Raw genomic sequence first — 16,366 nt, 5'->3', positions numbered from 1 at the left:
GATTTATTCACAAAGAGGTTGAGAAGGCGCTGCGCTTTTCGCGTGAGCAAGCTCGTTTGCAATATATATTAAAGCGTTACCAATTTTGCATTTCGACTATGCGTGATTGCGTGCGCGCATATTCAAAGCTCAACTTTTTACCTTTATACAAATGTTCAATGTCGGTTTGCGCATTTATTACCAGCAATTTATGGCAATCGTAAAATTCATCGACTAAGGCAATGAAGCGCCGTGCTTCGTCGTCAAATGTGTGCACATCAAGCGTTTGTTTTTCGCGTTGGTAGCTATCTTCTATACCGTGAACAATAACTTTACCCGTTGCTTTAACACCCATTTGCGGCACGTTCGATACATATAACACATCAAATTGCGTTGCTAAAAACATATAATCGTTAGCACTACGCGGGCCGGAGCATAGCGCCATAAAATCAATCATCAAGGCATTATCGGCTCTTAATAAATAATGTAAATCGCGCCCATGCACAGTAATTGTATTGCTGCATGTTACAGCCGGATACGAAGCTAAAAACTCATTTTGAAAATCGCGTTTAGGTAAATTAATAAAATAGTAACGGCTGTTTTTACCATATCTAAAGCGGTGATCGTCCTCCCCTGCTACGTTAATTATATGGCAATGGTTATTAATTAAATCGATAGTAGGTAAAAATCGCGCCCGTTGCAGGCCGTTGTAATAAAGCTGCTCTGGCTTTGCATTCGATGTGGCCACCAGCACAACACCTTGTTCAAACAACGCATTGAACAATCTGGCCATAATCATGGCATCGCCAATGTCGCTCACAAAAAACTCGTCAAAACACAGTACTCGAATATTTTTAGCCCATTGTTTTGCAATTAGAATGAGTGGATTTTTTTGACCTTGTAGCTGCGAAAGTTGGGTATGCACTTGTGCTATAAAATGATGAAAATGCAGTCGCTGCTTTTGCTCAATAGGTAGGTTTTTATAAAATAAATCCATTAACATGGATTTACCACGCCCTACGGGTCCGTATAAATAAATGCCTTTTATTAAGGGCGCTTTTTGCCACCATGATGTGTGAGCTTGAAGTTGCTCGCTTAGCGTATTTAAAGCTTCCACCGCATTTTGCTGCGCAGCATCAAAACACAGTTCACCTGTGTCTATTTTTGCTTGGTAAAGGCTTAAAATTTGTGTGCTGTGCACTGTCATGGTATTTCACTATCGGCTATAATCGCGCCCATTGTAGCCGACTAAAAATGTGAACCAAAATGAAATTCCCTTGCCGCTTAGATAAATTTATTAGCCACTTAGCTGAAATACCGCGCACGCAAGCTCGCGCTAGTATTAAGCGAAAAGAAGTAAGCGTTAATGGCGAAGTAATCACATCACATAATTTTCAGCTAGCCCAGCAAGATGAAGTACTGCACCAAGGTACGCCTTTGGTATTTTTAGGTAAGCGCTATTACATGCTAAATAAACCTGTTGGCTATGTATGTGCTAACAGTGACGAGCTACATAAAACCGTTTTTGACTTACTTGATGAGCCAAATATGAGCGACTTTCACGTGGCAGGCCGCCTTGATATAGATACCACAGGGTTAGTTATTATCACTAATGATGGCGATTGGTCACATAAAATTACGTCGCCTAAAAGCAATAAATTTAAAACCTACCTAGTAGAAACTCAAGAGCCTATTACCGATGAAGCACTTGAGCAATTACGCACAGGTGTCATGCTGCATAACGAAAAAGATTTAACCCGCCCAGCTATTGCCGAACGACTTGCTAATTACGGACTGCGTTTATCAATAAGTGAAGGAAAGTATCATCAAGTTAAGCGTATGCTTTACGCGGTAGATAACAAAGTGGTTGAGTTACATCGCGAGCAGATTGCGGGGATTACCCTAGATGAAAACTTGGCCAGTGGTGAATATCGATTATTAACACCCGAAGAAATTAAGTTATAAAAGCGCTTCAAAGGAGCCTAAGTTTGGATATACTAGGGCGTGTTGAACTTTGTGGATTGAAATTTGTTCAATCTAGGGGCGATTTAATCGCGGCGCGAGGTTTGTAACCTAGTGGGCTAAGTAAAAATCGAGCAACAAAGAGTTAATCGCCCCTAGAAAGAACCCAAAGGGCATAGCATGTTTGGCATTTATGCTGCGTTATCGCCTAATTATGGGGAATAACACTACATAGGCTCTGCCTTGCCTAAAAACCAAACATACTACTGCAAATTCAACCACCAACGTTCAACACGCCCTAACTAAAACAATATAGCCAAACTTTTACTTGAGCCTGTTGGCTTGCTCTACTAAAATAGCGCCCTTCAAAATTACTAAGGTCGGCCGTGTTAGTTAACTACAATCCCCCTATGAGTCCGTATTTAACGATACTTTTTCAGGATGACGACTTACTGATAGTTAATAAACCAAGTGAGTTATTAACTGTCCCAGGTAAAGATCCTAAACATGCCGACAGCTTAATTAATCGTGTTAATCGTGTTTTTCCAACAGCGAGAATAGTGCACCGCTTAGATATGGCGACTTCTGGCATACTGTGCCTTGCCATGAATAAAGCAGCGCACAGACATTTAAGTATGCAGTTTCAAGAGCGCGAAACAGCGAAACGTTACATAGCACGTATATACGGACACCTTGAAGCTGAAACAGGATCAGTAGATTTACCCCTTATTTGTGATTGGCCTAATCGCCCTAAACAAATGGTTGATCACGACAGAGGTAAACCTTCACTTACGCATTTTAAAATACTTGAGCGTGAAGAAAATGCAACCCGTGTAGAGCTAACCCCCATCACTGGTCGCTCGCATCAACTACGTGTGCATATGTTAAGCCTGGGTCATCCTATCTTAGGTGACAGGCTTTACGCCCATAAAGAGGCGCTTGCTGCTGCTCCTCGCTTACAGTTACATGCACAAATGCTGCAATTAAAGCACCCTAAAACTGAGCAAGTACTTACTTTTGAAGCTGAGCCAGAATTTTAACCGGCGCAAATACTTCGTAAATTATTAAACTTTTAGATAACCTTGCCGATACCTAACTAATTGTCATTAGTTAGGTGCGTTATGCTATTTTCACGGTTTTTAAAGGCAACTTTTTATATACAGCTCAGCTGTGCGCTACTTTTAGCTAACCCTGCCTGCGCGGCTGAACATATTGCCCCACCTAGTCTATCAAGTATTGAAAATAGCGATATTGAGCGACTACTTCCAAGTGATGAAATAAAGCCAATATTAGCGGGTGAAACGGAATTTTTAAGCCTTTACAGCGAATATATGAGTAGTAATTTTAGAGGTATCGTAATACTTATACCCGACTGGCATTCTTCACCTACCAATAACTCCGGTATGGGCTACTTGCGTAAAGAGCTTAATAATTTAGGCTACAGCACCTACGCAATGACAGTGCCCGACATTGATTGGCAAGCAAGTAAAATGGCCAAAGCTACGCCTAACGAAGAAGATACAGCGCCTAGTAAAGCCGATGAACCTGCATCACCCGACACAGCAACAAACTCACAATCACAGCCTGCAAAAATAAAAGAAGAACCTCATTACGTTAATGCAATTGAAAAAGTAACTGACGACATACTTGATGACTATAAAATAAATCTCATTTCTCGGTTTAATGCGCTGTATCAAACCGCTATGGAAGATTCGAGTAATATAGTGGTTATTGCACAAGGTACAAGTGCGGGTGTGTTGTTGGAGTACTATGCAGATTTTCCAGATGAGAAACTAGATGCGTTTATAAGTTTAAGCAGTTACTTACCTAATACTAAGCGTAACGAAAATTTGAGCCAAACAGCGTCACTTGTTACACCCGCCTTGCTTGATATTTACTACGCAAATGACAGCACAGACATTTTAATGAGCCTTAAAAATCGTCAGCGCTGGGTTGAGCGAAATGCAAAGTTTGATTACCGCCAACGCCAATTGTTTGGCCTGCGCGATCAACCTGGTCAACACGCACGCCTAACAAAAGAAATAGACGGTTTTTTACGCCGACTTTTTTAAATACTCATAAGCGGCTTGAATATCTTGGCTCTTTTTAACAGCCAATTCCATCATGTGCTTTGGTAAACCTTGCGATACTAATTTATCTGGATGATGTTGCGACATAAGTTTACGGTAAGCTACTTTTATATCACGCTGCGTTGCATCGCTATTTAAGCCTAATAACGCCAATGCTTGCGCACGATTCATATTATTATTTGGCGGTACATGATGGCCAGAACCCTCACGGTAGCTACTGCTTTGACCTTGGCTTTGTTGCTGCTGATTAAAGCGCTGTTGTTGCTTTCTAAAGTTAAACTCAGCTTGATAACGTTTTAATACAAATGCAAAGTGTGTTTTAGAAATGCCTAGCTGTTTACTTACTTCTGCTAATAATTGCTTTTCTTGTTCGGCTAATACCCCGTCAGAAAACGCCATTTGTATTTGTATTTCTAAAAACAACTGTATTAGATCGTTTCGTTTAGCAAAGCGTTCTTTAAAATCGTGTACGGTTTCTTTAAGTGAAAAGTCGCCCTCTTTACCTGACTGAAATGCATGTTGTGCTTCGCGGCGTTCTTCGCCCTTTAAGCCCATTTCGTCCATGAACAAGTTAGCCGCTTTTATGTGTATTTCGCTCACTCGGCCATTCGATTTTGCAATGTGCCCCATGACAGCAAAGCAACTTGAAAAGAATAAAGCTTGGCGCTCGTGAACATCGTCACCACTAAATAAGCTAGAAAAACCGCCTGCTTTATCAAAGTTATTTTTTAAGCTTTTATCAAATAAATGACCTAGGTATAAACCTAAAATAGCACCAAATATTTTGCCAAACATAAAGCCAAAACAAAAACCGAGAATTTTTCCCCACATCTATAATACTGCCTTCTTAAAAATTGAGTTGTTACGCCTCAAGGCGCGTGTTTAATTGGTTTAAACGCTCTGGTGTACCAATGTCATCCCACTGCCCTATATAGAGCTCAGTAGAGACTAAATGTTCATTTAGCTTTTCACGTAAAATAGGCCCTAAAGGGCGAATACCTTGCGTTAATCCTTTAAAAAAATCAGCCTGATAGCGGCCAATCCCCGAAAAGGTATATTTTTGACTCTCGCCCGGCAAATGGCTTAATGCAAAGTCGCCATCTGGGTTGTGTGGCGGGTTTTCTATAAGCACTATGTGCGCCTCACCGGGTTGTAAATGAAGTTGCATTAGAGCGCTTACATCGTAGTCGGTGTATACATCGCCATTTATTACAATGAACGAGTCGCCCAACAACGGTAACGCATCAATAATACCGCCGGCTGTTTCAAGGCCACCTTCAACTTCTTGGCTATAAAGTATATTTACGCCAAATTGACTGCCATCCTTAAAGTAGTCTTTTATTTTATCCCCCTGCCACGCAAGGTTTATTACAATATCGGTAATGCCGGCTGCTTTAAGGTTATTTATATGGTGCTCAATAAGTGGTTTTTCTGCCACTTTTAACATTGGCTTTGGCATATTTTGCGTAAGCGGCATCATTCTTTGCCCGCGCCCTGCAGCTAAAATCATCGCTTTCATGAGTGCTCCTTTGCTAACTTTTCAGTCACTTTTGGCACTATGGTATTTTTTGTCCACTTACTCAATGCTTTAAGCTCTGGGTAATTTGCTGCTACTTCAATAATGTAATCAAGCGTCGGTAAAATATTATCTAAATAACCTGTTTTACCATCGCGTAAATACAATCGACAAAATATACCCGCAGCCTTTAAGTGGCGCTGTAATCCGGTTAAATCAAACCAATATTTAAACTCATCGAATGAAGTGTTAGTCAGTAAATTTTGAACTGTAAATTCTTGATAAGCAAAATCAAGTAAACTTGTTAATTCTTGCTCTGGCAATTTAAAGTAGCAATCGCGCAGTAGCGATACTAAATCGTAGCAAAGCGGCCCGCGTACAGCATCTTGATAATCTATAATGGCCCACTGGCCGTCACTATTCATAATATTACGGCTATGGTAATCACGATGAACGGTAACCGTTGGTTGCTCAAGCATGGCCTTTATTAATAGCTCTGAACTTGTTTGCCACATTATTTTTTGTTCGGCACTGAGTGACTCATTAATAAAGTCGCTTACTAACCACTGGCTAAATATATCAAGCTCTAGATTTATAAAATCTTTGTTATACGCTTGCATAGCAGAAGCTGTGGGCGTTTTTGCCCACTGAGCACTTAAACTAATTAATGCTTGGTAATGCTCGGTGCGGTTTGCATCATCAAGCATGTCAGCTAGGTGCGTACTGCCTAAATCACTGAGGATAAAAAAGCCCTGTTTCTCATCGCTTGCAATAATAGTGGGAAGTAAAAAACCTTGCTCAACAAACACCTGGTTTAGCAAAATGTAAGGTTCGTTATTCACTTTTTTTGGATCTGAGTCCATCACTATTAAATGTTTATTATCGTGATTTAAACGATAATAACGGCGAAAGCTAGCATCCCCCGTGATCGCGTTTAAAGTATGCGACTTGGCATTAAGGTGTGTGTTTATAAATTGTTGTAAATTCTCAAAGCGTGTCATTTTATTAGATATCTATTTTTATAGGTCAATTACTGTAATTGCCATTATTTTCCTTTATTATGTGTATATTATATTAAACACAAAGTATTAAGGTCGATAAATGAGCAAAACCTGGGGCATATTGATGCTAAGCGTAGTTAGCGCACCATCGCTTGCCGAAACTGAACTGGCACACAACCTTTGTGGCATTTCAATGCAAACCAGAGCTTGGCAACCACTTGAAGGCCTTAACCTTGGTGAAGTTGATATCCAAGCTGATGATGTTGAGCTACTTGGCACTCAAAGCGCTGAATTTACCGGCAATGTTGATATTAACACCCTTAAGATGAGTTTGTCCGCACAAACTGCGTTGATAGACAAACAGCGTGGTTTATTAAATGCAACGGGGCCAATTACTTATCAAGACTACGTAAGTAAAGTAAACAGCACCGGATTAAATGCCGATTTAAATAATTCAGAAGTCAGTTTGTTAGGCGCCGACTACAGCCTAACCGAACAACAAGGTAAAGGCGGCGCTGAAAAGCTCACTGTTAATCAGTCTGGCCTATTACTCATGAATGCAAGCTTTACTACTTGCCCAAGTGACACCCCAGTGTGGGAAATTGAAGCTGACGAAATAAACCTTTCACGCGAAGAAGGCTGGGGCGAAACATATAACGCCGTATTACGTATTCTCGATACACCGGTTTTATATTTACCTTATTTTACATTCCCGCTGGATGAACGCCGTAAATCGGGTTTACTTACCCCGACTATTTCAAGCTCTGACAAATACGGCCTTGAAACAATTACGCCTTATTATTTAAATATTGCACCTAATTTTGATGCCACAATTACGCCTCGTTATATGTCTAACAAAGGGCTGCAATTACAAACAGAATTTAGATACCTAACAGAGCAACACGAAGGCTTAGTAGGGATTGAATACTTAGATAGTGATGATTCTGAGCCTGATTTGAATGAACGCTACATGTTTCATTGGCAACAGCAAAGCTACCTAGGTGAAAACTGGCGCGCAAACGTTGATGTAACCAATGTGAGCGATGATAACTACATCACCGACTTAACTTCAAACTACGCAAGTAAAACCGATACTCAATTGTATCGTACTGGTTCACTTACGCATTTAGGTGATACATGGCGCACTGATATTAAAGTGCAAAACTTTGAAGTACTCGGCGATCACTTAGAGTCATACACTGCAATACCACAAGTTAATTTTACGCAAACAGCGCCTTGGCGTTTTGATAATTTTGACTTTAGTGTGTCGGGCGAGATTAGCCATTTTACTAATGATTCATCAGAAGTGGCCATAGACAGCGCAACTCGTGTACACGTAGAGCCAAAAGCACGCTACAACTACGCTACGCATGCGTGGTCATTTTTATCTGAAGTAAGCTTATTACAAACTAATTATAATCAAAGCGGAAACTTAACCGGCACGCAATACAGCGATACCGTATCGCGTACTATCCCAAAAGTACGTTTGTACTCTCAGCTTAATTTTGAGCGTGACGCATCTTACTTTTTTGAAGATGGTATACAAACACTAGAGCCGCAAATTCAGTATTTATATACACCTAATAAAGATCAGTCAGACATTGGCTTGTTTGATACAACCAAACTGCAAGATGATTATTACGGTTTATTTAGAGACGTGCGCTTTTCGGGTGTTGACCGTATAGCAGCTGCTAATCAGTTTACTTTAGGTGCTACAACGCGCTTATTTGATAAAAAACAAGAAGAAGTGTTTAACTTTAGTGCGGGCCAAATATTTTATTTAAGTGACGATGCCAAGCCAACAGAGCAAGGCTTAAACTCAGACACTAATTATAATGCACTATTTGCAGCTCAAACCATGTTACATTGGCACCGCCGTTGGTACCTCGCTGGAGGTATTCAATATGATACAGATGGCAAGCAAATGGTACAGTCAAATGTAACGCTTGATTATAAAGGTGATAATAATCAGCTAGTACAATTGAACCATCGCTATGCAAATGATGTCTCAGGAAATACAATCGAGCAAGCAGGTGTATTTACAAGTATTCCTATTAGCGACGAATGGCAATTTATTGCGAGCTATCATCGAGATCTTGAAAACAACAGAAGTATCGAAGTATTGAGCGGATTACAGTATGAATCATGCTGTTGGGCTATCCAAATTACTGGCCATCGCCAAATTGAAACTGATTTAAATCAGTCAATAGGACAAGAACAAGCAACTTTTGATTCAGGTATTAGTTTGAATTTTGTATTAAAAGGACTTGGCAGTAAAAGCCGTTATGATGCACAAAAATTATTACAACAAGGTATTTTTGGCTATCGTAGACCGTATTTTCTTAGTAACTAGAGTACTATCAGCAAGAGTAGTAAAAAGAATATGAATTTAAAAAAATTATTAACATCAGCAGTTTTAAGTGCCAGCCTTTGTCAAAGTGTAATGGCTGCACCAGTAGAAATAGATAAAGTTATTGGCGTTGTAAACCAAGGCGTAATTTTAAAAAGCGAAGTAGACACCATAATTGATCGTGTTAAAAAGCAAGCACAAGAACAAGGCCAGCAATTACCAAAAGATGAAACACTTCGTGTACAAGCTGTAGAGCGTTTAGTTAATCAAGCGCTTATGATGCAAATGGCTGAGCGTATGGGGTTACAAATCTCAGACAGCCAACTCGATCAAACTCTCGCTAACATGGCAAAAGAGCAAGGCGGAACAATCGCCGACTTACGCCGCACTATTGAAGGTTCGGGCGAAAGCTTTCAAGCTTACCGTGAAGAAATTCGTAAAGAAATCACAACGCAGCAAGTAACACGTGCAAGCGTTGATCGTCGTATTTATATTAGCGAACAAGAAGTTGATAACCTTTTAAAAATTATGGAAACCCAAGGTCAAAGTGCTGAAGAGTACGACATTGGTCATATTTTAATAGATATCCCTAACGATGCGACAGCTGACGAAATTGCTGATGCAAAAACACGTGCCGATAAAGTTATTGAGCTATTAAACGATGGCCAAGAATTTAAGCGTATTGCTATTTCATCATCAAGCGGCTCTAAGGCACTTGAAGGTGGACAACTTGGTTACATGGGCATTAACGAAATGCCATCGCTTTTTGCTGAAGCAGTAAAAGGCCAAAAGAAAGGCGCTATTGTTGGCCCACTTCGCTCTGGTGCTGGTTTTCATATCATTAAAGTACAAGACGTTCGTGGTCTACAAGTTGTAGAAACAACTGAAGTACGTTCACGCCATATACTTATTAAACCTTCAATTATTTTAAGTGAAGAAAAAGCACGCTCAATGCTTGCAGGCTTTGCGAAAGACTTACGTGCAGGAACAGCCGACTTTGGTGAACTTGCTAAAGAGTACTCAGAAGATCCTGGCTCTGCACTTAAAGGTGGCGAGTACGATTGGACAGATCCAACTACCTACGTACCTGCGTTTAAAGATACATTACTTTCTCTTAAAGAAAATGAAATAAGCGAACCGTTTAGAACACAGTTTGGTTGGCATATTGTGCAGTTACTTAGCAAACGTGTAGCTGATAAAACTGAACTAGCTAAACGTAACCGTGCTCATGGCATGTTGTTTAACCGTAAATTTAAGGAAGAAAGTTTTAACTGGCAGCAAGAAATGCGCGAGCAAGCTCACGTTGAAATTTTCCCTATAGACCAATAAATATGACTCTAAGAATTGCTATTACACCGGGTGAACCAGCCGGTATTGGCCCAGATTTGCTACTCACGCTTGCTCAGCAAGCGTGGGACGCTCAACTTATAGCGATTGCTGATGGCAAACTATTAAAAGAGCGTGCAAAGCATTTAGGCTTAACAATAAACTTAATTGAATTTGATGATAATGCCCCCGCCATAGCAGCACCTGCGGGCAGTTTGTATATTCATCAGGTTGATTTAGGTGCGGATGTAGAGCTTGGCGTACTAAACGACGGTAACGGCCAATACGTGTTAGATACCTTGCGTATAGCAAGTGAAAAAAACATGGATGGCACGTTCGATGCGGTTGTTACGGGCCCTGTTCACAAAGGCATTATTAACAAAGCGGGCATTTCATTTAGCGGACACACTGAGTATTTTGCGCAGCAATCAAATACTGCAGATGTAGTTATGATGCTTGCAACTGAAGGTTTACGTGTTGCACTTGTAACCACGCATATTCCTCTTGCGTATGTATCGCGTGCCATTACTCCTGAGCGCTTAACTAAAGTAGCGGGTATTTTAAATCACGACTTACAAACTAAGTTTGGGATAGAAAAACCACGTATTTTAGTGTGTGGCTTAAACCCACATGCAGGTGAAGATGGCCATTTAGGCCGTGAAGAAATAGAAACAATCACCCCAACGCTTGAAATACTTAGAAGCGAAGGGATGAATTTAATTGGCCCACTACCGGCCGATACCTTATTTCAACATAAATACCTATCTGAAGCAGATGCAGTACTTGCTATGTATCACGATCAGGGATTACCTGTGCTAAAATACAAAGGATTTGGTAAATCGGTAAATATTACCCTTGGCTTACCATTTATCCGCACCTCAGTTGACCACGGTACTGCTCTCGATTTAGCAGGGACTGGTACAGCTGACGTTGGCAGTTTTGAATTAGCGATCCGCGAAGCAATTAAGCTCGCCCAAGAAAAAGCACAAAATCAATGACCGATAAAGTACATTTAGGACACCGCGCTCGTAAGCGTTTTGGGCAAAACTTTTTATTTGATGAATCTATCATCGATAAAATAGTCTCTGCGATTGATCCTAAACCAGAAGACAACTTAGTAGAAATTGGCCCAGGCCTTGGCGCAATTACTGAGCCAGTAGCCGACTTAAGCGGCCATTTAACGGTTGTTGAATTAGATAAAGACTTAGCACAACGATTAATTGAACACCCATTTTTGGGTCCTAAATTAACCGTTAACCAAGGCGATGCAATGACGTTTGACTTTGCAAGCTTGGTTCGCGATGACAAAAAATTAAAAGTGTTTGGTAACTTACCTTACAATATTTCGACACCGTTATTGTTTCACCTTTTTGAATTTTCAGATCATATTGAGCACATGCACTTTATGCTTCAAAAAGAAGTAGTAAAACGCATGGTAGCAGGCCCAGGTAGTAAAACATTTGGTCGCTTAAGCGTAATGACTCAATACTACTGTAATGCAATGCCGGTTGTTGAAGTACCACCTGAGTGCTTTAAACCAGCGCCAAAAGTTGACTCTGCTGTTATTCGTTTAATACCTAAAAAGCCAGAGCAACGTACAGCAAAAAGCGTTAAAATTTTAAACACCGTGTGTTTAGAAGCATTTAACCAGCGCCGTAAAACGCTACGAAATAGTTTAGGTAACTTACTTACCGCAGAAGAACTAACTAGCATTGGCATTGATATAACGCTGCGTGCTGAGCGCTTATCTTTACAACAATTTATTGATATAGCTAACTGGATTTATGACAACAAGCAGTAACATTGGATCGCCTGTAAAGGTATCTGTAGAAACATTTTACGTAGAAGGCCAATCTCAACCTGAGCTTGAAAAATATGTATTTGCTTACTCGGTAACAATTAAAAACCATAGTTTATGCAGTGCAAAATTACTGAGCCGCTATTGGTTAATTACCGACGCAAATGGCAAACAAGTAGAAGTTGAAGGCGAAGGCGTTGTTGGCGAAATGCCAGATATTGGCCCAGGCGAAAGCTATAAATACACCAGCGGTGCAATTTTAGATACACCTGTAGGCACTATGCAAGGCCATTACACGTTACGCAACGAGTTTGGCTCTGAGTTTCAGGCGCCTATTAATGTGTTTCGTTTGGCTTGCCCTAACATTTTGCATTAAGCACTTAGATGGCAGATTATGCGATAGGTGATTTACAAGGGTGTTTTAGTGAATTTAATACCCTTTTACAACGGGTTGATTTTAACCCAAGTAAAGATCACCTATATTTAGTTGGCGACATAGTTGCTCGCGGGCCAGACTCCCTAGCCTGCTTAGACTATATTTATCAACATCAAAATAGCATGACCATCACTTTAGGCAATCACGACCTTCACATGGTTGCCTGCTACTTTCTTAACAAACCCACTAATCCAAAAGATAAATTAAACCCAATATTTGAAAGCCCTAAATTGGCTAACTACATCGCTTTTTTACAAACCCAGCCATTGGCATTAGAGCTTATAAAACATAACTGCTTTATATCTCACGCGGGGTTAAACCCTGATTGGTCTGTTGAAGATGCGCTAAAACAAGCTCAATTTGCACAAAGCTGTTATCAATCAAGTAACGCAAAAGCGTTTTTTGAACACATGTACCAGGCTCACCCCGCTAGGTGGTCTAACACCCTTGATGACTTTGCAAAGTTTAGATACATAGTTAATTACTTTACCCGCATGCGTTTTTTAACAAGTGATAACACACTCGAGCTTAATGCAAAGGGTGCAATAACCAACAGCGAAACTCTCACTCCTTGGTTTAACCACCCCAATATAGCTAAATCTAAACACGATATTATTTTTGGCCACTGGGCCGCACTTGAAGGTAGAACAGGTAATTCACGGGTTCACGCCCTAGATACAGGCTGCGTATGGGGTAACACCATGAGCCTAATGGAGCTGAGTACTAAAAAAGTAATTGTAGAAAATTCCCACCTTTCGTCTAAATAAACTGAAAAAAAACAATACATCTGTTAGATTTATCAATTAATAGTTAAAATTAATTAAAGTAATTGATTTTAATTACTTAACTTATTGGTACAAACGCCGATAAGTCTTAATTGAAGTACTTTTTGAGTGGAAATCTTATGAACCTGACAGTAAGCCAGCGTATTTGGGGTGGTTTTATATTTATCACACTATTATTATTAATAATTGGTGGTAATTCCTTAATAAAAATTGCAAATATTGACCGTTCCACTCAAAAAGTGAACCAACTATCACTCCCAGCATTAAATAAAAGCTCTGAGCTACAAGCCGAATTTATTTTAATGAGTAAAGCCGCACAAGCGAGCTTTTACACTACATCAGCCAATGAGCTTGCACCAATAAAAGCACAAGTCCTTGAGCAAAAACAGCAATTCAACACGCTGCACCGTGAGCTTCAAGATGTAGTAAAAAACGATGCTGCACTTAATCAAAGCAGCCAAAACGTAGAAAAAACCTATTTAAGCTTTTTAAGCACCGTTGAAAATTTATTAGCAGATAAAGGCAAGCAACTAGCATTAAATAAAGCATTAAAAGCACAATTAGAAAACATAGAACTAAGTGCAGAAGATGCTAACTCTGTTGTACTCGACATTACCGACATTGACGGATTTGAACAAAACCACCCTCGCGCTTATCAAGCTGCAAATAATTTAGAAAACAACTTTATGTCGGTAGTTAGTAACAGCACCGACATGCTAACTGTTAAAACGCTTAACACTCTCGATATTGTTAAAAACGAGCAAACGTATTACCTTGAAGAAGTAGTACGCACCGTTGATTTAATTAAGCCAGCAATAGAGCAAACGCATAGCGACTTATATTCAAGCCTAAAAGAATATGTTGATATTTTAGAAAATAACATAAAGGGCAGTAATAGCTTAGCAGCAAACAAAAAACGTTTAATTGATTCGATTACGCTTACGCAATCAGAGCTTGCGCAGTCAGAGCAAGCCACCAAAATGGCACTTAACCAAATTGACGAACTAGTTAATCAAGCGAGTGACGTTGCGTTTAAATTACAACAAGGTGTGCGCAGCGACGTTGACTCAGCTAATTTATGGACGTGGGTTGGCATGGTTATAGCCACTCTTTTAGCAATTGTGATTGCCATTATTACTGTTAGCCGCATTACTAAACCACTTGCCGAAGTTAATCGCATTTTAGATATTGTTGCCAGTGGCGACATGACACAACGTTTAGACGACAGTGCTCAAGACGAGTTTGGCGAACTATCTAAAAGTTGTAATACACTAATTGACAGCCTACGCAGCCTAATTAAAGGTATTATTTCGCGCTCTACTCAGCTTGCAGCAGCATCAGAGCAAACATCGGCCATTACCTCAGAATCAAGCCAAGCAATTCGTAACCAGCAAGCACAAGTTGAACAAGCAGCTACTGCAACAACCGAAATGAGCAGTACATCGCAAACAGTTAGTAACAGCGCTCAACAAGCGCTTAGCGAAATTAAAAATGCTGATAAAGAAGCTGAACGCGTTAAAGGCATTTCGAATAACAATAAAGCAACGATTGAACAGCTAGCACGTGAAGTAGACGACGCCTCACAAGTCATTAATAAACTGCATCAAGATAGCGCATCAATAGGCAGCATTTTAGATGTAATACGCGGAATAGCGGATCAAACTAACCTACTTGCACTAAATGCCGCAATTGAAGCTGCACGTGCAGGCGAATATGGCCGAGGCTTTGCTGTTGTAGCTGACGAAGTACGCTCTCTAGCAAGTAAAACTCAAGAGTCAACCCAAGAGATACAATCAATGATTGAATCGCTACAAACAGGCGCTGAAGCTGCCGTAACGGCAATGAGCAAAGGTAAGCAACGTGCGGTATCGTGTGTTGAACAAACCGACCTAGCAAGTAGCGCACTTGATTCGATTACATTTGCGGTTTCGCAAGCCCACGACGTAAGTGAAGAGATTTCGACTGCCGCACTTGAGCAACAACAAGTAGCACAAGAAATTAGCGAACGCCTTGAGTCGATTGTAGCCATCGCAGAGCAAACAGCCGAAGGCGCAAATCAAACTAATATCTCAAGTTCAGAAGTAGCAAAACTTGCTGAAGAGCTTCGCTTATCGGTAGACGAATTTAAAGTTTAAGTTTACTAAAACGATTAAAAAAACCGATGGTACTATGCACCACCGGTTTTTTTGTTTATGAGACCTTTAAAGCGAGATGTAAAACTTTACCTACAACATACACACACCCTGTAAGTGCGCATTTAGTTCGCGCTCATCTAATTTAACTTTACCAAAGCGAGGTATAAAACCTCACCTACAACATACACACCCTGTAGGTGCGAATTTACTTCGCTCTCATCTAACCTAACTTTACCAAAGCGAGGTATAAAACCTCACCTACAACTTATATACACCAATTACTAACTACTAATATATCGCTTTTTTCTTCCTTACTTAAGTATGTACTGCTGATGGAATAATTATGCTAAAAAAATATCACTGTAAATCGGGATGGCAATCGGAGAAAATTCTACATTTGGCTTCTATTATTTTTTGTGGGGATTACCGATGAAGCTATGGCATAGGTAAATATTAAAATACTTCCTTACAAACCGAGATATCGTGGGTATTAGTAATATTATTAACCGTCATGCAAAGAAAAAATGTTTTTAGTTCATTGTATGCACTATAAATTTTTATTTGATATGCATGGCAGGAATGTATACTATTCCCGGCTAGTCAGTTGTAGTACTTATCAAATTGGACGATGAGTTGACATGAAAGTAAAACGTATTCATTTCCCATTATCCCTATCCAATATGTACCCACTGTTTTGAAAAGTATTAAACGCTAGAGCGTTATCAAATTTAAAGACACAACTAGCGCACTCTCACATTTGTTAACAGGCAGATTGTCATGCTTCGCCGTGCACGCCAATACAGATAGGATCAAGTAAGTTTGGCTCTGTGCTATTTGAGTTTCATCTAAAACTAAATGCGAAAAATATCGTTTTAAGATGATGGCTATAGGTAAGAGCAAAGCAAACCACTTAAGAGTCCAAGTGACTTCACCTTAGCGCAACCGTTGATTGAAGACACCCGTTTATGAGCGCCTGTTCATAACCAAA

At 40.1% G+C, this 16,366-nt stretch carries 14 protein-coding genes; 10 read left to right on the top strand and 4 right to left on the bottom strand.

What is annotated here, in order from left to right; translation table 11 throughout:
- Positions 1-76: 76 nt before the first annotated feature.
- Positions 77-1,186 (bottom strand): cell division protein ZapE, encoded by a 1,110-nt coding sequence (gene zapE, locus H5161_RS16790; RefSeq protein WP_182769723.1) that lies wholly within the window; start codon positions 1,184-1,186, stop codon positions 77-79.
- Between the two features lie 59 nt (positions 1,187-1,245).
- Between zapE and rsuA the strand changes: the two genes are divergently transcribed.
- The 3 genes from rsuA to H5161_RS16775 all read left to right on the top strand — a co-directional run bounded on the left by rsuA (position 1,246) and on the right by H5161_RS16775 (position 4,013).
- Positions 1,246-1,944: a 16S rRNA pseudouridine(516) synthase RsuA gene (rsuA, locus tag H5161_RS16785; protein WP_138488517.1), complete on the top strand. Its 699-nt coding sequence runs from the start codon at positions 1,246-1,248 to the stop codon at positions 1,942-1,944.
- A gap of 383 nt (positions 1,945-2,327) precedes the next feature.
- Positions 2,328-2,981, top strand: a complete 654-nt coding sequence (gene rluA / locus H5161_RS16780; RefSeq protein ID WP_182769722.1) for a bifunctional tRNA pseudouridine(32) synthase/23S rRNA pseudouridine(746) synthase RluA — start codon at positions 2,328-2,330, stop codon at positions 2,979-2,981.
- An 81-nt stretch (positions 2,982-3,062) separates the two neighbouring features.
- Positions 3,063-4,013 carry a DUF3530 family protein gene (locus tag H5161_RS16775; protein WP_182769721.1) on the top strand — a complete coding sequence of 317 codons (951 nt, stop codon included), beginning with the start codon at positions 3,063-3,065 and terminating at the stop codon, positions 4,011-4,013.
- Here the strand turns inward: H5161_RS16775 and djlA are convergent.
- From djlA to H5161_RS16760, 3 genes are read right to left on the bottom strand one after another with little or no spacing between them, the layout of a single operon-like run.
- A complete protein-coding gene (gene djlA, locus H5161_RS16770) occupies positions 3,996-4,862 on the bottom strand; it encodes a co-chaperone DjlA (protein ID WP_165724335.1) in 867 nt (288 codons plus the stop codon). The two genes, H5161_RS16775 and djlA, sit on opposite strands and share 18 nt — an antisense overlap.
- Before the next feature lie 31 nt (positions 4,863-4,893).
- Positions 4,894-5,550, bottom strand: coding sequence for an N-acetylmuramate alpha-1-phosphate uridylyltransferase MurU (gene murU / locus H5161_RS16765; RefSeq protein WP_182769720.1), 657 nt, complete (start codon positions 5,548-5,550; stop codon positions 4,894-4,896).
- Complete coding sequence (locus H5161_RS16760; protein WP_182769719.1) at positions 5,547-6,548, bottom strand: aminoglycoside phosphotransferase family protein; 1,002 nt, start codon at positions 6,546-6,548, stop codon at positions 5,547-5,549. Before H5161_RS16760 ends, murU begins: the two co-directional genes overlap by 4 nt.
- Before the next feature lie 100 nt (positions 6,549-6,648).
- Here H5161_RS16760 and lptD point away from each other — a divergent pair, with 100 nt between their 5' ends.
- From lptD to H5161_RS16725, 7 genes are all read left to right on the top strand, one after another.
- The gene (lptD, locus tag H5161_RS16755; RefSeq protein ID WP_182769718.1) at positions 6,649-8,901 is read left to right on the top strand and encodes an LPS assembly protein LptD; all 2,253 of its coding nucleotides are present in this window, start codon (positions 6,649-6,651) and stop codon (positions 8,899-8,901) included.
- Between the two features lie 30 nt (positions 8,902-8,931).
- On the top strand, positions 8,932-10,227 hold the full coding sequence (gene surA / locus H5161_RS16750) for a peptidylprolyl isomerase SurA (RefSeq protein ID WP_182769717.1): 1,296 nt from the start codon (positions 8,932-8,934) through the stop codon (positions 10,225-10,227).
- Between the two features lie 2 nt (positions 10,228-10,229).
- Positions 10,230-11,222, top strand: a complete 993-nt coding sequence (gene pdxA, locus H5161_RS16745; protein ID WP_024589800.1) for a 4-hydroxythreonine-4-phosphate dehydrogenase PdxA — start codon at positions 10,230-10,232, stop codon at positions 11,220-11,222.
- The gene (gene rsmA, locus H5161_RS16740) at positions 11,219-12,025 is read left to right on the top strand and encodes a 16S rRNA (adenine(1518)-N(6)/adenine(1519)-N(6))-dimethyltransferase RsmA (RefSeq protein ID WP_002960838.1); all 807 of its coding nucleotides are present in this window, start codon (positions 11,219-11,221) and stop codon (positions 12,023-12,025) included. Before pdxA ends, rsmA begins: the two co-directional genes overlap by 4 nt.
- Entirely contained in the window at positions 12,009-12,398 is a 390-nt protein-coding gene (gene apaG, locus H5161_RS16735; protein WP_002960839.1) for a Co2+/Mg2+ efflux protein ApaG, read from the top strand. Before rsmA ends, apaG begins: the two co-directional genes overlap by 17 nt.
- A gap of 8 nt (positions 12,399-12,406) precedes the next feature.
- Positions 12,407-13,225 carry a symmetrical bis(5'-nucleosyl)-tetraphosphatase gene (locus H5161_RS16730; RefSeq protein ID WP_182769716.1) on the top strand — a complete coding sequence of 273 codons (819 nt, stop codon included), beginning with the start codon at positions 12,407-12,409 and terminating at the stop codon, positions 13,223-13,225.
- A 137-nt stretch (positions 13,226-13,362) separates the two neighbouring features.
- Positions 13,363-15,378 (top strand): methyl-accepting chemotaxis protein, encoded by a 2,016-nt coding sequence (locus H5161_RS16725; protein ID WP_182769715.1) that lies wholly within the window; start codon positions 13,363-13,365, stop codon positions 15,376-15,378.
- The last annotated feature ends 988 nt before the right edge of the window (positions 15,379-16,366 follow it).

Origin of the sequence: Pseudoalteromonas sp. SG43-5 (assembly GCF_014164345.1) — a bacterium.
Lineage (GTDB): Bacteria > Pseudomonadota > Gammaproteobacteria > Enterobacterales > Alteromonadaceae > Pseudoalteromonas > Pseudoalteromonas distincta.
This window is presented reverse-complemented; position numbering and strand designations above follow the sequence as displayed.

What these genes read in the sequence shown, in the direction of transcription:
- zapE (WP_182769723.1), bottom strand. Translation starts at nt 1,186, where the DNA reads ATGACAGTGCACAGCACACAAATTTTAAGCCTTTACCAAGCAAAAATA.
- rsuA (WP_138488517.1), top strand. Translation starts at nt 1,246, where the DNA reads ATGAAATTCCCTTGCCGCTTAGATAAATTTATTAGCCACTTAGCTGAA.
- H5161_RS16775 (WP_182769721.1), top strand. Translation starts at nt 3,063, where the DNA reads ATGCTATTTTCACGGTTTTTAAAGGCAACTTTTTATATACAGCTCAGC.
- djlA (WP_165724335.1), bottom strand. Translation starts at nt 4,862, where the DNA reads ATGTGGGGAAAAATTCTCGGTTTTTGTTTTGGCTTTATGTTTGGCAAA.
- murU (WP_182769720.1), bottom strand. Translation starts at nt 5,550, where the DNA reads ATGAAAGCGATGATTTTAGCTGCAGGGCGCGGGCAAAGAATGATGCCG.
- H5161_RS16760 (WP_182769719.1), bottom strand. Translation starts at nt 6,548, where the DNA reads ATGACACGCTTTGAGAATTTACAACAATTTATAAACACACACCTTAAT.
- lptD (WP_182769718.1), top strand. Translation starts at nt 6,649, where the DNA reads ATGAGCAAAACCTGGGGCATATTGATGCTAAGCGTAGTTAGCGCACCA.
- surA (WP_182769717.1), top strand. Translation starts at nt 8,932, where the DNA reads ATGAATTTAAAAAAATTATTAACATCAGCAGTTTTAAGTGCCAGCCTT.
- pdxA (WP_024589800.1), top strand. Translation starts at nt 10,230, where the DNA reads ATGACTCTAAGAATTGCTATTACACCGGGTGAACCAGCCGGTATTGGC.
- rsmA (WP_002960838.1), top strand. Translation starts at nt 11,219, where the DNA reads ATGACCGATAAAGTACATTTAGGACACCGCGCTCGTAAGCGTTTTGGG.
- apaG (WP_002960839.1), top strand. Translation starts at nt 12,009, where the DNA reads ATGACAACAAGCAGTAACATTGGATCGCCTGTAAAGGTATCTGTAGAA.
- H5161_RS16730 (WP_182769716.1), top strand. Translation starts at nt 12,407, where the DNA reads ATGGCAGATTATGCGATAGGTGATTTACAAGGGTGTTTTAGTGAATTT.
- H5161_RS16725 (WP_182769715.1), top strand. Translation starts at nt 13,363, where the DNA reads ATGAACCTGACAGTAAGCCAGCGTATTTGGGGTGGTTTTATATTTATC.